Here is a 15,926-nt window from a genome sequence, read left to right as displayed (position 1 = left end):
TTACAGGTATGAAGTGAAAACGACAAACAGCATTATGATCCGGCGCGCACCAGGCCGCCAAGTCCTCGATGTTCCAGATAATGATTGATATGACTGAAGACTTCTTCATGGGTGTGGGCGGTGAGCGCTTTCATTAGCAGTTGTCGCGACTCTTCCAGCGATACATTACGAATCACCCAGTTAATTTTGCGCAGATTGTGGGCGTTCATACTGAGCTTGCGGTAACCCATTCCCATGAGCAAAATTGCGCCACCGGGCTCGCCGGCGATTTCGCCGCACACCGTTACCGGAACATGGTTCGCATCCGCTTGCTTAACGATATCAAACAATGCACTTAACACCGCGGGGTGATAGCTGTTATACAGTGAAGCAACACGGGTGTTGTTTCTGTCTACCGCGAGAAGATATTGGGTTAAGTCATTACTGCCTACCGAGAAAAAATCGACCTGCTTAGCAAGCTGCGGCAGCTGATAAAGTACCGAAGGTACTTCAAGCATGATCCCCAACTTAGGCTTTTCCAACAGCACGTCCATGTCTTTCACTTCGTCTTTTATTTCAAAGAAAGCCTGCTCGATAAGGCGCTTGGCTTCTTTTACCTCTGTCACCGACGAAATCATGGGTAGCATAATTTGTAAATTAGTCAGACCAATACTTGCCCGCAACATCGCTCGTACCTGTACTAGAAAAATTTCCGGATGGTCCAGGGTAAGACGAATACCACGCCAACCTAAGAAGGGATTTTCCTCGCTAATAGGAAAGTACGGTAGCGGTTTATCGCCGCCAACATCGAGCGTGCGCATGGTGATGGATTGTTCAGGCGACGCGAGCAGAATTTGACGATACAGTTCCACCTGTTCTTGCTCTGACGGAAAACGCTCACGCAACATGAAAGGGATCTCTGTGCGATAAAGTCCGATGCCATCTGCATTTACAAACTGGGTCGCTTCTATTTCTGCCGATAGCCCCGCATTAACGTAAAGTGCCATACGACATTTATCTTGAGTTAAGCACTCTTGATCGGCTTCGGCATCGATACGCTGCGAGAGCGTTTTCTCTTCTTCAATAAGTTGAACAAACTCGTTGCGGATAGTCTTTTCGGGCGAAATGATCACTTCACCAGAATACCCATCGAGAAGAATTTCTTTGCCATTCAGCAGCGCCGGTGACACGTTCTGACAACCCATAACGGCAGGTACGCCCATGGCGCGGGCAAGAATAGCAGCGTGAGAGTTGTTCGACCCCCGAATAGAGATAATGCCTTTTAGGTAAGCCCGTGGGAACTCCGCCAGCATGGTTGCGCTAACTTCTTCTGCTACCAGAATACTGTCGGCTTTGATGTCGTCGGCAGACGGCCCCTTGCCTTTGTTATCGTAGAGAATATTGAGCAAGATGCGGTTAGACAAATCGATGATATCGATGGCCCGTTCTTGCATGTACGGGTCTTCCATACTTTGAAAGCGCGCAGCGTAATCTTCAACAACCATTTTTAATGATGAAGCCGCGTCCCACCCTTCTCGAATTTTCGCTTCCACTTCTCGGCCTAAGCTGTTGGCGTCGAGCAAATGGTGATACAGCTGAAAAATCGATTTCACGTCATCAGGTATGCCTTCATCCAGCCGACCCGATAAGTCATCAACATGTTTACGGGTTAATTCAACACCCCGGCGATACAAACGGATCTCAAGTTCTTGATCGTTACAGCGTTTTACCACCCAGTTTCGCAGTGAAATACTGCTGTCGGTAGAATACCCTGTACCGATGGCCAAACCGGTGGAACCTGCAATACCCCTTACGTTTTTCTGGCGCGGCATCGATTCCTGATTCGAGGAATGGCTAAGTGCACCGCGTATATCAGCGTTGGTGATTTCCAATGCAAGTTGCGTAGCCAAGGTAACCAGAAACGCTTCTTCGTCTTCACTGAATCGACGCATCGCTTTCTGCTGCATGGTAATAACACCCAGCACTTTGCGCTGATGGATAATAGGCGTACCAAGAAAAGCGTTATAGTTTTCTTCTTTTACTTCCGGGTAGTGTTTGAAACGGGGGTGTTTGTGGGCATTTTCGATGTTCAGCGGCTCTTCCCGCTGACCCACTAAGCCGATAAGGCCTTCAGAGAAACCAATCCGCACCAGTTCAACGGCATCAGGGTGCAGACCATCTGTGGCCTTGAGAATAAAATCTTGTTGGTCGTAATCTGCCAGATAAATGGAACAGGAATCCACCGCCATGGTTTGCTTAACCCGGGACGCAAGGCGAAACAAAGCCTGATCCAGGTCTGGGATCTGGTTCATTTCCTGAACAATGCGCTTTAACGTGGTGAGTATGTTCCCGGTTCCAGCCACGAAGAGGTTCTCCTGTTTAGCCGTTTCGCCTACGCTTACGATGCCGCTTATTTGAGGGATTTTGCGCTGAACGCTGTACAGCAGGCATCGCAACACCAGCAAATTCTTTCATCACTTTCCGGTAAACATCACGCTTGAAAGACACCACATTGCGAATGGGATACCAGTAACTAACCCAACGCCAGTCGTCAAACTCGGGATGACCGGTTTTAAGTACATTGACATCTTTTTCGTGACAATCCAGTTGCAGTAAAAACCACTTCTGTTTTTGTCCGATACATACAGGCGAGCTCCCTTGGCGAATTAAACGCTTCGGCAGTTTGTAGCGCAACCAGTTGCGGGTAACTCCTAAGATAGTGACATCTTTTTTTGTTAACCCTACTTCTTCGTGCAACTCCCTATACATAGCTTGCTCTGCAGTTTCCCCTTCATCAATTCCGCCTTGTGGAAACTGCCATGAATGCTGACCATAACGCCTTGCCCAAAACACCTGACCCATTTTGTTGCAAATCACTATGCCCACATTCGCACGGAATCCGTCGGCATCTATCACATAGACTCCCGGGCACGATAAACTTTTCTATTTACGCATTCTTCCATAAACTATAGCCCTTTCAAAGCATTAATCCATATTCATCGAATATTCCGAGGAGAGCGCCTTGCAACCGCCTGAAACCGCACCATCCAGCCCACAGGAATTACTGGACCGCAGTTATCAAATTGCCGGGGTGACGCTGGGCGAGTTGGCCGCCATGGCGCAGGTATCCATACCGGCAAACCTCCAGCGCCACAAGGGCTGGCCGGGTATGCTTATTGAAAAATGGCTTGGCGCAACAGCGGGCTCAAAACCGCAGCAGGACTTTCCTGAACTGGGCGTTGAATTAAAAACTATTCCCATTGATCAGCAGTTTAATCCGCTGGAAACAACGTACGTTTGCTATGCGCCTCTATTAAGTAAGCCGGGCATTACCTGGCAAACATCGAATGTACGCAATAAATTGCAGCAAGTGTTGTGGGTGCCCTTAGAAGGCGATCGCAGTATCCCGCTGGCTGACCGTCGCGTCGCCACGGCTTTTTTCTGGCAACCTAACGAACAGGAAGATGCTACTTTGCAACGTGATTGGGAAGAGTTGACTGAAATGATTGTGCTGGGTGACGTTGAAAAAATCACTGCGCGACTGGGGCAAGCGCTGCATATTCGCCCTAAAGCGGCTAGTGGCAATGTGCTCACCGACGCCATGAACGCAGATGGAGAACGTATTCGCACACGCCCCCGGGGCTACTATTTACGCACGTCGTTTACCGGCGCAGTACTACACCGTCATTTTGGCTAGTGCCCACCTATCGGTGGGTAAATACGAAAGAGCAACTCAACCTGTTCGGTTAACCCTGTTTGCGGATGTGATTCATCATTGCACCACTGAGAAATTGCTCGGAGTGAATACCGAGTCGTTTCGCTGTAGCCGCCAATTGGCTGTCTTGACTGAGCAACTCACTTTTCGCATAAGCTAGGCGGTATTGATACACGAAACTTCTGAAGTCCCGTTTTTCCAACAAGCGTAATGCAATAACCATGGTGGTTGGGTCTGCGTCGCACTGTTGTGCAAATGCTTTAAGTTGTAAGCCGGGCTTTTTATAAGCTTCTACCGACGACATGGCTTGTTCAGCTTTGACCAAGGCTTCACGCATCACGCATTGTTGCGCCTTGAGTTCTGCCAGACGATGATAATCCAGTGGAGAGGGAGAAGTATGTTGCGGGCGGATAACAGCAATAAATGTCTGCAGCATGGCAATCGCAAACAGCAGATTGAACAAGGACTGCCAGAACGTAATATTAAAGAAGCCGAACGCACCGGCGGTTACCAGCAACACACAACAAAAGCCTAGCCCGACGCTAATTCCCATAGCACCACCAAGCCAACGCACTTTGTATTCTCGTACATCAACCACTTGGCAGGATAAGTAACGATGGTAATTCTGAATCATTTCTGTAATCACGATGCCCATCACCAACATACCGAACCCGGTTGCCATGTAGGCGAGATACAGCGCCCAGTTTTCGAGAGGATGCCCCACGGGAGAAGCCTGCAGCCACATGGCTTTGTCACTGGCACTCACAAACCAAAGTGGTATCTGAGCAAGTACCGTAATCCCTACAGGCACCCATAACAATGGCTTGGATGGACGAGGATTATCAATAACCAGCAATTTTACACTGCGATAAAGCAAAGTTAGACAGAGCAAAGGCACAAAAACCAATAACGAGGACGCGGCCGCCAGTGGCAAGTCGAAGGCACGAATAATTTCATCAACCAGAATGAGGGGCCACACTGCCATTGCTGCCGCCACCCAGTTTGCGCCAGCCACACGATGTTTTTCACGGAAAAACTGGAACAGCAGTACCGCATAAAGCAGAAACAAAACCAAAAGGGTGTAGCGATGCAACATAGGTGTTTTCCCTCACGTCCTCTTCAGCAACTGGATTACCAGTAAATATCGCCTTGCATACCCGCTTGTCGGGTTCTTTCCATTACATTCATCAGGCTGATAATCTTCTCATCAATCCAGGTGAATACGTCGGTCACATCGTCAAGTTCAGATTCCTGAGACATGGCTTTTAGCATCATTAGCGCTTTGAGTTCATCAATACCGGTTAAGATATCGAGCCACGGCGCACGGAAATGATGCCTGTCGTCATCGAACAAATCAGCCAACAGAAACCCGTTCCACAAAGTTTGTCTAAGCAGCACACCAATTGCCAGATAATTTTCGGGAGTCATGGTACGGGCAGCAGGCATGGTTTGCTGCACCGTTTGCCAACCCTGTGCCAGCCACCCCTGGGCATGTTCCATTACCGGTACATCGTAGGCTCTGGAATGGTCGCGCCAGGGCTTTTCGTGCAAAATTTGCGAAAGCAGTAATTTAAGTCGGTTAGTCTGTTTGTTCAGTAACAATTCTTCAGGATGATGTGCATGAATCAACCCTGCTTTTCTACCTTGTAAGTAGCTAAGCAATGCCGGATAACGGCTTAGGCATTTATTAAACAAACTTTTCTTCGACAACAAATAACGCAGGCTTTGCAGATCGTCTTGCCACAACCAGCCTTGAACGTATCGAGTGAGTAATTGGTGAACCGACATCAGCTGCGGGCATTGCAGCACAGGAAGATAAAGGGTAACGGTTTGTAGCAGCAGACGAATACTCTTTACAATTTCGCCCAGCATTTTTACCGAGCCCGTTTCATAGAACAAGTGCTCGTGCTTCTGCCAATGCGACAGCGCCAGTTGAATAGCCTTACAAAACGCGTCTTCGGTAGAGGTGCCGTGATTGAGTGCAAGGTAGCCTTGCATAGGAGATATCACCGGCGACAAGCCATTAAGGAGTTGATACCCCTGCGCAGCTTTCGACACATCACTCAAACGTACCGGCATGTTCTCAATGATAAGCTGACTCAGTGTGAACAAGTCTGCAACCTGGCCCTTCTTAAGTTCCAGCTCAATTTCTCGAATGGGCGAACTGTTTTTACCGGTAGTGGCTTCCCCTTCGTCGACAACAATTTCAACCAGAGCATCCTGCCACGCCACATTGAACGTGGTTCTAACGAAGTTCGTACTGAATTGACGCTGTAAGTCTTGATTAACAGTTTCTACCTGCCAGTCATCAGGCCATACGTCTTTGGGGAAGAGGCGCAAATCGGGTTCAGCGGTTTCTAAATCAACGTTGTACTCGGCACGTTGGTGCAGCCCGCCGCTGATTTTGCCCTGAGTTTTCATGGTTTGTTCGAACTTATCGTCGAAGCCACGAACACGAAAACCCATTTTTGCAGTTTGGAAAATATGTTCCGCAGTATCGTAGTAATCGTTCTGTAAGCGCATTTCCGCTTCGCGGTTAACGGAATAACCAGCGCGTTCAAATACGGGCAAAACGTTGTCGATAAATGCAGGTAACGCGCTTTCGCGCGTCACAAATTTTATTTCTATTTCCGACATAAGAGATAAAGGCAGGTCGGTCGATGATTAGTAAGACACAATACCTTCGTATAGGTTTTTTCGCAATGTATGTTAGACCTAAGTCGTTCATTGCACACTCATTGATGTCACGAAAAGTGAACTGTATGACGAGTTGCCTGTCCAAACAGGCGGTCAGGCTTGCCTTTCATAAGAACAGCCAATACCATCACAACGTTTCTAACAACCACTACGGACGCACTATGTTACGAAAATGGCTGACCATTGCTCTTATTGGTCTATCCTTTCAGGTTTTTGCACAGCAGCAGGATCCTATTGAAGAATCTCTGCAGGAAGAAGCATCTTCCTCAAATTACATCCGCGATGACCTGTTTGTCTTCCTGCATGCGGGTCCAGGTCGCAACTACCGTATTCTTGGTTCGGTAGGCGCAGGTACGCCAATCACCGTGCTCGATCGCGACAGTGAAGCCGAGTTTACTCAGATTAAAGACAACGAAGATCGCACAGGTTGGGTTGAAACCCGCTTTGTCAGTAATGAAATGTCGCAGGCAGAAAAGATTCCCCTGCTTACTCAACGCCTCGCTGACAGCGAAGGCAGCCTGCAAGGTTTACGTACTGAAAACGATCGTCTGAAGCAGCAACTCAGTGCGGTACGTCAGGAACTTTCCGCCCTGAAGTCTGAAACTGGCGATCAAACCACGGAAATCACTCGCTTGACCAACCAGCTTGAAGCACAGAGTAAAGACGAAATGATCAAGTGGTTTACCTGGGGCGGCATTGTCGCTGGCGGTGGTGTGCTACTTGGCGTGATTCTTACTTTCCTGCCGAAGAAGCGTCGTCGTAACGACGAGTGGATGTAACACGCATCCCGTAAATCTATTTGCACATTAACGAAAAAGGCGTGCTTCAAATGAAGCACGCCTTTTTTAGTTTCGTTGGACTGGAAGACCGATTATTCGTCGTCTTCCACCAGCGTCATCAGTGATGTGTTACCACCCGAAGCGGTGGTATCAATACTGATGGTTTTCTCTGTTAGCAAACGCTGAATGAGGTTGTCGTTATATTCTGCGGTAATTACCGGTAGAATAGCCCCTTCACGAGACGACAACATGGCAGCAATTTGCGCAGTACGCTCGGTATGTGAATCGACAACCACACCCGCTAAGTGCTCGTTCATCAGCAAGTCGTTTAGGTGACTCAAACGGGCTACCTGGAACACACCTTCTGGCGCGCCGGTTTTCAGGAAGTGCTTTTGGAATTCCAGCGCTTCGTCGTAGAACAAGTCAGAGACAACAGACACAACCACGTTACCGGTGGCCAGCGCCGTTACAATCGACAATGTCCAGTACTCGAAACTTACGCCTTTATCCGCGAAACAGACCAGAACACCACGTGGTTCGAGATAGAGCTTATTCGACTCACCGGTTGGTCCAGGTAATTGCTTGGCCTTCGCCATGATGCGCTCGATAGTGGTTAACTGCTGACGAGACGTGGCGAGTGTGCGGTTAAGGTCGTCGGCTAATTCATCAACAATATCCACTTTTGCTAGCTTAGCCAGCAACTGACGAACCATGGAAATACGGTCGTTCAGTGCAGTATGACGCCATTGAGTTTCAACATTCACCCCTTGCGTCATCAGGCGCACGGCGGCTTCTGCATCTTTCTTCTCGCCGCTTAATGCAGCATCGAGGTTTTCAATGTCTTCAACCTGAGAAGGCTTAGGTGTAGCACGCTCTTGCATCAGACGGCGTAAGTAGTTCGGGCCACCCGCTTTCGGGCCGGTACCAGAAAGACCGCGACCACCAAATGGCTGCACGCCCACAATGGCACCGATCATGTTTCGATTAACGTACACGTTACCGGCACGGCTACGAGCAGCCAGTTCGTTCGCGCGTTCTTCAATGCGAGAGTGAATGCCCATGGTCAGGCCGTAACCGGTGCTGTTGATCTTGTCGACAACGCTACCGATTTCCTTACCTTTAAAGCGCACCAGATGGATAACCGGGCCGAAAACTTCTTTCTCCAGCACGTCAATACTGTCAATCTGATACAGCGTAGGTGGATAGAAGAAACCGTCGCCGCAATCTTCAGGTAATGCGCACTGATACAACAGCTTTCCTTTACCTTCCATGTAGCTTTCGTGATCTTTCAGGTTTTTAAACGCTTTCTCGTCTATCACCGGCCCCACATCTGTGCTTAACAATGCTGGATTGCCAATGCTCAATTCTTTCATGGCTCCAATCAGCATGTCAGCGATATCGTCGGCGATGTCTTCCTGCACGTAAAGTACGCGCAGCGCAGAACAGCGCTGACCGGCGCTCTGGAAGCCAGAATGTACCACGTCATCAATAACCTGTTCAGGCAATGCGGTGGAGTCGACAATCATGCAGTTCTGACCACCAGTTTCGGCAATCAGTGGTACCTGTTCGCCACCACGCTCTGCCAATAGCTGGGAAATCAGCGTGCCGGTTTGGGTTGAGCCGGTGAACATTACGGCTTTAATGCGCTCGTCGGGGAGCAGCGTGCTACCCACATCTTTACCTGGTGCAATGATCAGCTGCATGGCATCTTCAGGCAAACCAACGGTGTGCATAATTTCTAATGCGCGTTTTGCTACCATACTGGTTTGTTCAGCAGGTTTAGCTACCACGGTGTTACCCGTTGCCAGCGCTGCCGCCACCTGACCTAAGAAGATGGCCAGCGGGAAGTTCCATGGGCTGATACAAAGTACAACACCGCGGGCCACGAAGCGCTGGTCGGCGTCGAGTTCACGAGCACGCACAGCGTAGTAACGCAGGAAGTCTACGGCTTCACGCACTTCATCGATGCTGTCCTGGGTTACCTTACCGGCTTCACGTATACAGATAGCAATCAGCTCGCCCATATGACGCTCTAAGGCAAAGGCTGTGCGCTCAAGAATATCAGCACGCTCTTCTACCGAACGCTTAGACCAGGCCGCAAAACCATTATGGGCATTATCCAGCGCAGTTTTCATGTGTTCGATGTCAGCATAATTGTGGAAGCCCACCACATCGTTTTGTGCTGCAGGGTTTAGCACCGCTGTCGCGCCTTCAGGCAACTCGCCGTGTACAGCATAGTGCTGTTCCCAGCGCGCTAATTCATGTTGCAACGCGTGCATAGCGTTCACGTCGGTGAGATCCAGACCGCGGGAGTTCTCGCGCTCCGGCGCATATAAATCACGGGGCGCACTAATTTGTTTATTGTGACGGATTTTAAGACGCTGGGTTTTCTCAACCGGATCTTCAAGCAGCGATTCCACTGGCTTTTCATCATCAACAATGGCGTTAACAAACGAGGAGTTCGCGCCGTTTTCCAAAAGACGGCGAACCAGATAGGCCAGCAAGTCTTCGTGTTCGCCTACCGGTGCATAAACCCGACACTGAATTTTCTCTTCGGTAACCACCTGATCGTAAAGGGTATCCCCCATGCCGTGCAGACACTGGAATTCGAAGCCTTCTTTGTCGTCACCGGCCAGTTCAATGATCACCGATGCAGTGTACGCATTGTGCGTAGCGAACTGCGGATAAATAGAGTCACGGTAGTCCAACAATTTGTTAGCACAGGCGTGATAGGAAACGTCGGTAGACGACTTACGGGTAAATACCGGGAAGCCGTCAACGCCAGCTTGCTGAGTCATTTTGATTTCGGTATCCCAGTAGGCACCTTTCACCAGACGCACCATCATGCTACGACCGACTTCCAGCGTGAGCTTACGTAGCCACTCAATAACATGGATAGAACGCTTTTGATAAGCTTGAACCGCCAGGCCAAATCCTTCCCAGCCGTCTAGTTCCGGATCGCGGAATACGGCTTCAATGATATCTAATGAGATGTCTAAACGGTCGGCTTCTTCAGCATCTACCGTCAGGCCAATATCGAATTCCTTGGCCATTAAACACAACGCTTTCAGCTTAGGCGGAATTTCTGCCATTACGCGCTCAGCGTGAAGGAATTCATAGCGGGGGTGAATAGCCGATAGCTTTACCGAAATACCCGGTGAACGTTTTGGACCGCGACCCGCCGCCGCTTTACCAATCACCTTAATCGCATTAACGTAAGAGTTATAGTAGCGGTCGGCGTCCTCCATGGTGCGGGCGCCCTCGCCCAGCATGTCGTAAGAATACACATACCCTTTGGTTTCTTTGTCTTTGGCGCGCTCAACGGCATCTTTAATGGTTTCACCCATCACGAACTGACGCCCCATTACTCGCATGGCAATGTTCATCGCACGGCGGATAACCGGTTCACCTAAACGCCCCAGTGTTTTCTTCAGCAAGCCAAACTGCTCGTTACGACGTTTGTCAGCATAGTTCACCATGTTACCGGTGAGCAGCAAGCCCCAGGCTGACGCGTTTACGAACATAGAGTCGGAGTTACCAAGATGGGGAGTCCACTGCCCTTTCGATAATTTATCGCGGATGAGTTCATCTTGGGTTTCTTTATCTGGCACACGAAGCAAGGCTTCTGCCAGACACATTAAAACAATCCCTTCAGCGGTAGACAGGGAGTATTCATTCAGCAGCGCATCTACGCCCCCATGCCCTTCCTGGTCACGACGAATTCGCAGTACCATCTTTCGCGCCCTTTCCCAGGCACGGCTTCTGGCACGCGGGTTTACTTCTGCAACCGGCAGAATTTGATCTATAGCAGTGGATTCATCAATCCGGTAATGGTCGCGAATACGCTGACGAATCGAAGTCAACGTGTTGAGATTGTCGTTAGTGAGCATTGAAACCCTTCTGTAAATGTAATGTGATTATCAGTCCTACTGATTAATTCTTGCACTCACGTTGCCCGAGGCACACCCAAATAGCAAGTTAAGTCGATCTATGATCTTTGTATGCCAACGACATGGTTAAGATCATGTGTGGCTGTCGCGGGCGCGATGCTATCACAAACCCAGGCTGCGTAAACGAGGCATTTGTCGTACCTTCGAGGCTGTCTAACGATAGCTGTAAATAAATCCTGCCGAGCATAGATTTAACGAAATAAAGCTGAATAAAATGGCGCAGAAGCCGATACCTTTCTACACTCATTAAAAATTAAATTTTGCGAGAAATTTTATGAAGCTAAGAAACTTCAGCGTGGTACAACGACTCGCCTTTCTAGTGCTATTGGTTGCTATCCTGGTAGTGGTAATGACTACGGTGGTTTTACAGCAGCACTACAAAGCACAAAAAGAAGACGCTTACGAATCAACTAAACACATCGTTGAAATTGCCTATTCCACGGTTCAACATTATGCTGACCTGGCGAATAAAGGCACTTTATCGCAAGCCGATGCCCAGTCTTTAGCGAAAGCGTCTATCTCCTCAATGCGTTATGACAACGGTAACTATTTGTGGATTCAAGACGATTCGCCCGCCATGGTGATGCACCCGATCAAACCCGCATTGAATGGTCAGGATCTCACTACTTTTAAAGATGCCAATGGCGATACCTTTTTTGTCACCATGGCGAAACTGGTGAAATCGGAAAATGCCGGATTTGTGCCTTACGTGTGGCCGCTGCCAAATTCAGAAGAAGCTGTCGATAAAATTTCCTTCGTAAAACGCTTTGCCGACTGGCAATGGACAATCGGCACGGGGATATACCTGACACGTCTGGATGCGGCATTCTCCACCATCCGTAATATCTTTATTGGGCTGGGTGTTATTTGTTTAGTACTGATTGCCTTATTCACCTGGTTAATCGGCAAAAGTATCACTACCCCATTGCATGCGGCTGCAGACAGCATGAAAGATATTGCGCAGGGTGAAGGCGACCTTACACGAGAATTACCCACTAATGGCAATGATGAAATTGCCCGACTCGCTCGCCATTACAACGCGTTTGTTGCCAAAGTGCGAGATTCACTGCAAGCCTTGAATAGTGCGATTGAACAAGTGTCGTCGCAAGGAAAGCAACTTGAAACGATTCGATGTTCAAGCGGAAGTCAGGCGGAGACACAGAGCCATAATGCCATTCAGGTAGCCGCGGCGATGGAACAAATTACCGTTCAAATTGGTGATGTAAGCCAGCATGCTGCAGCAGCCAACCAGTCAACGGAACAAGCAGAGTCGAACGCACATCAAGGCATTACTGCAGTAGCAAAATCCGTTCAGGAAATTCAGTCGCTCAATCAAAGTATCGATTCACTGGTCAATACGGTAAATCAGCTAGCGCAACAAAGTGACAAAATTGGCAGCGTGCTTGATGTAATTCGCGGGATCTCCGAACAAACCAACTTGCTGGCGTTAAATGCGGCCATTGAAGCCGCCCGCGCAGGTGAACAGGGCCGGGGCTTTGCCGTGGTCGCCGATGAAGTTCGCACGCTGGCAAGCAGAACCGGACAAAGCACGGATGAAATTCAGCAGATGATTCAGGAACTCCAAACAGGTTCGGCCGCTGCGGTGAGTGCAGTGAAAACCAGCCAGTCGACGGTAGACAGTGCGGTGAGCAATGTGAATGAGGCCAACGACACACTGCACACTCTGCTCTCCATTGTGTCTGATATTGCCGGTAAGAATCGTCATATCGCTGAAGCTACGGACCAGCAGAACGAAGCGGCGCAGGAAGTAAACATGAGAATCAATGAGCTTTCTGAATCTGCAAAACATACCGTTGATAATGTGGAGCAGATAACCAAAACCAGTCAGGCTTTGGCGGATTATGTAGAAAAAGCCCGTCAAGCGATGAGTAAATTTCAGTTCTAAATGGCCTGTTAGGTGAGTGCGACTTAGTTGCGCTCACCCCACTATCATCCAATCTTCACGCTCGCGAGTATTAAGGATAATGCTATGCTGACACCAAAGCGGTGAAAATCAGCTTTCAAAAAAAGTCTAGGCCTGGTGTAAAAATGAAAAAACGCTACATCCCCCTCGTCGTTATTCTTCTGGTAGCCATTGGTTACTGGCTGTTTGCAAATACGATTATCAAATCCATCTTGGAAGACCAGCTTTCTCAGTCGTATGGGGCTGAAGTGAATATTGGTAGCTTTCATCATTCATTGTTTCCCACTACCGTGACGATTGAAGATATTCAACTGACCAACCCCACCGCGCCAATGCGAAATCAGGTGGTTGTTGGCAAAGCCTTTGGCGATGTGGCGTTAATGCCTCTTCTTTCAAAAGAAGTTATCGTAAACAAACTTCAGGTGCTGGATGTGGAATTCGACCAGCCAAGAAGTAGCGAAGGTAAGGTGCTTCGTCAACCCACTCAAAGCTTGACCTTCGATGAAATAAAACAGAAAGCGAAAGAAGCCATTCCCACTGTGGATGAACTGATTGAGCGCAACCCGCTCAAGACCACGACGGCAGTAGCACAAGCAAAACAAACCTACGAAACGTATTCCAAAGAGCTTAAAACGTCTTATCAAGCGCTACCTGACAAATCTCGCATCGAGGAATACAAAACCCAGGTAGAAGCCTTAAAAGAGATGGATTTTAAAAATCCTCAGGCACTGGTTGAAGCGCAATCAAAGCTAAAAACGTTAAAAGAGCAAATATCAGCTGACCGGGCGCTGATCACAGACTTTACTGATAATGCGAAGAATGCCCGCACTGCTCTTTCCGACTCTCTGCAACAATTGAAAGCGGCACCAAAACAAGATTATCAGCTGATGAAAGGCATTATTGCTGGTGACGATGCCGCCATGCAGCAAGTCACTCAGTTGGTGTTCGGAGACAAAGCGGCGGAATACACGCAATATTTGATGTCTGCTGTGCAAATTGTATTACCGTTAATCCAAGGGGAACCACAAACCGACGATACGCCAGCCACCGAGCTCCCCGCTATTTTAGTAAAAGAAGCCGAAGTGGCAGTGAAATATAAAGATGAGACCATTGGCAGTGTTTGGAAAAACATCACTAATACGCACCCGGTATTCGGCGAACCCACTACCTTTACCATTTCTGCTGCCGGTGAACTGCTAAAACAATTCGAGTCTTCCGGACAATTCTGGATAGATGAAAAAGGCGTCGATGCTTCACAACAATGGTCGCTGGCCGGTGTTAACCTGGCGAATGTTCCCATGGTGAATAGTGAGAAGCTTTCTGCCGCACTGGAAAAAGCCTTGGTCACCACATCGGGACAATTCTCGATTAATGACAATTTGCTTAACGGTAGCGGTGACATTGATTTAGCCAGCTTGATTATTGAAGCGGCAGGCACCAATAAATTGACCTCCGCCATTGCCAATGCGCTGAACCAGTTAAAAAACCTGGATATGAAACTTAACCTTTCCGGTTCCCTGAGCAACCCGGATTTTGCGATATCTTCAGACCTCGATAACCAATTAGCGCAAGCCGCTATTTCAGATCTAACAGCCAGTCAACAAGATAAACTGGATGAAGTAATGCTGCGACTCAATGGCATGGTTGGAGGCGTACAAAACGAGACTCAGGGACAACTGGTTAACGTGGAAAGTATGTTAAGCGCGGCACAAGGCGACAGCAGTCAGTTAGAAAGTTTGCTAAAAACCCAGCTGAATAGTGTGATCGACCAGCAGAAAAACAAACTGTTTGATAAACTGAAAAGCAAGCTCGGTCAGTAGACCGGACTGGCCGTAGAAGGCATAATGAACTTTTAATCAGATAACAGGTGTTTCCGTGTGGCGGGATAATTGGGTTACTTTCGTACTTTTGGTGTTGCTGGGCTTGCTCCAGTATCGCTTGTGGTTCGGAAAAAACTCTGTGCCTGACTATTTGGTACTGAAGCAAGAAGTACAGCAACAATCCCAGCAAAACGATAACCTTGCCCAGCGTAACAACCTTCTTAAAGCCGATATTAGTGATTTGAAAATTGGCCTGGAATCTATTGAAGAGCGTGCCAGAAACGAACTGGGCCTGATAAAGCAGGGCGAAACTTTTTACCGGATCCTGCCGGCGGAAAACTAAGAATTCATGACACATTCCTCAGTCGTTGCCGTGGTACCGGCCGCAGGTGTTGGCAGCCGAATGCAGGCTGACCGCCCCAAACAGTATCTTCAGCTCGGTAACAAAACCATTCTCGAGCACACACTTCTTACACTTAATGCACACCCCGCCGTTAGTCGCGTTGTGGTAGCGTTAAGCTGCGACGATCCTTACTTTCCTAACCTACCCATTGCGGATGCCACCTGGCTTACCGTGGTTGATGGCGGTAAAGAACGCGCCGACTCAGTGTTAGCCGGTTTACAGTTGCTGAATCACGATGAGTGGGCATTAGTGCACGATGCCGCGCGTCCTTGCGTGTCCCACGACGATATAGACACTTTGCTTGATGTGAGAAACCGAAGCGATGTGGTGGGCGGTATTCTGGCTACACCGGTGCGAGACACCATGAAGCGGGAAAGCACAAGTACACCAGGCGCCATTTCTCATACGGAAAGTAGGGATAGATTATGGCATGCGCTTACACCACAACTTTTTCCCGCGGGTTTGCTCACAGCCGCGTTAAAGCAGGCTGAACAAAAAAAGGTGGTGGTTACCGATGAAGCTTCAGCCATGGAAGCCGCGGGTTATCAGGTAGCGCTTATCGACAGTAACCCGGCGAATATTAAGATAACACGCCCAGCGGATATGGCGCTGGCAGCATTCTACTTACAACAGTCACAACAGAAAGGTTAAGAGGCAAC

The 15,926-nt window shown here is 48.8% G+C and carries 11 protein-coding genes; 6 read left to right on the top strand and 5 right to left on the bottom strand.

The window, feature by feature from the left end; translation table 11 throughout:
• Positions 1 to 32 precede the first annotated feature (32 nt).
• Both ptsP and rppH read right to left on the bottom strand, forming a co-directional pair.
• Positions 33 to 2,324 (bottom strand): phosphoenolpyruvate--protein phosphotransferase, encoded by a 2,292-nt coding sequence (ptsP, locus tag ACXAFQ_RS12645; protein ID WP_474823631.1) that lies wholly within the window; start codon positions 2,322 to 2,324, stop codon positions 33 to 35.
• 34 nt (positions 2,325 to 2,358) lie between these two features.
• Positions 2,359 to 2,895: an RNA pyrophosphohydrolase gene (gene rppH / locus ACXAFQ_RS12640; RefSeq protein WP_474822650.1), complete on the bottom strand. Its 537-nt coding sequence runs from the start codon at positions 2,893 to 2,895 to the stop codon at positions 2,359 to 2,361.
• Positions 2,896 to 3,001: 106 nt separating this feature from the next.
• Between rppH and mutH the strand changes: the two genes are divergently transcribed.
• Positions 3,002 to 3,676: a DNA mismatch repair endonuclease MutH gene (mutH, locus tag ACXAFQ_RS12635; RefSeq protein ID WP_474822646.1), complete on the top strand. Its 675-nt coding sequence runs from the start codon at positions 3,002 to 3,004 to the stop codon at positions 3,674 to 3,676.
• 49 nt (positions 3,677 to 3,725) lie between these two features.
• Here the strand turns inward: mutH and ACXAFQ_RS12630 are convergent, their stop codons facing one another.
• On the bottom strand, positions 3,726 to 4,790 hold the full coding sequence (locus tag ACXAFQ_RS12630; protein WP_474822642.1) for a helix-turn-helix domain-containing protein: 1,065 nt from the start codon (positions 4,788 to 4,790) through the stop codon (positions 3,726 to 3,728).
• Between the two features lie 35 nt (positions 4,791 to 4,825).
• Complete coding sequence (locus ACXAFQ_RS12625; protein ID WP_474822638.1) at positions 4,826 to 6,331, bottom strand: CYTH domain-containing protein; 1,506 nt, start codon at positions 6,329 to 6,331, stop codon at positions 4,826 to 4,828.
• Between the two features lie 221 nt (positions 6,332 to 6,552).
• Here ACXAFQ_RS12625 and ACXAFQ_RS12620 point away from each other — a divergent pair, with 221 nt between their 5' ends.
• Positions 6,553 to 7,170 carry a TIGR04211 family SH3 domain-containing protein gene (locus ACXAFQ_RS12620; protein WP_474822634.1) on the top strand — a complete coding sequence of 206 codons (618 nt, stop codon included), beginning with the start codon at positions 6,553 to 6,555 and terminating at the stop codon, positions 7,168 to 7,170.
• Positions 7,171 to 7,262: 92 nt separating this feature from the next.
• Here ACXAFQ_RS12620 and putA read toward each other — a convergent pair whose 3' ends face one another.
• On the bottom strand, positions 7,263 to 11,060 hold the full coding sequence (gene putA / locus ACXAFQ_RS12615; protein ID WP_474822630.1) for a bifunctional proline dehydrogenase/L-glutamate gamma-semialdehyde dehydrogenase PutA: 3,798 nt from the start codon (positions 11,058 to 11,060) through the stop codon (positions 7,263 to 7,265).
• Between the two features lie 334 nt (positions 11,061 to 11,394).
• Between putA and ACXAFQ_RS12610 the strand changes: the two genes are divergently transcribed.
• The 4 genes from ACXAFQ_RS12610 (at position 11,395) to ispD (ending at position 15,918) form a co-directional block, all read left to right on the top strand.
• Positions 11,395 to 13,026 carry a methyl-accepting chemotaxis protein gene (locus tag ACXAFQ_RS12610; protein ID WP_474822628.1) on the top strand — a complete coding sequence of 544 codons (1,632 nt, stop codon included), beginning with the start codon at positions 11,395 to 11,397 and terminating at the stop codon, positions 13,024 to 13,026.
• A gap of 143 nt (positions 13,027 to 13,169) precedes the next feature.
• Positions 13,170 to 14,864, top strand: a complete 1,695-nt coding sequence (locus ACXAFQ_RS12605; RefSeq protein WP_474822624.1) for a TIGR03545 family protein — start codon at positions 13,170 to 13,172, stop codon at positions 14,862 to 14,864.
• A 55-nt stretch (positions 14,865 to 14,919) separates the two neighbouring features.
• The gene (ftsB, locus tag ACXAFQ_RS12600) at positions 14,920 to 15,207 is read left to right on the top strand and encodes a cell division protein FtsB (RefSeq protein ID WP_474822619.1); all 288 of its coding nucleotides are present in this window, start codon (positions 14,920 to 14,922) and stop codon (positions 15,205 to 15,207) included.
• 6 nt (positions 15,208 to 15,213) lie between these two features.
• The gene (gene ispD / locus ACXAFQ_RS12595; RefSeq protein ID WP_474822616.1) at positions 15,214 to 15,918 is read left to right on the top strand and encodes a 2-C-methyl-D-erythritol 4-phosphate cytidylyltransferase; all 705 of its coding nucleotides are present in this window, start codon (positions 15,214 to 15,216) and stop codon (positions 15,916 to 15,918) included.
• Positions 15,919 to 15,926 lie beyond the last annotated feature (8 nt).

The organism is Alteromonas sp. ABH2_165, assembly GCF_056159945.1.
Note: the sequence above shows the minus strand (reverse complement) of the source record. Positions and strands in the feature narration are given on the sequence as shown.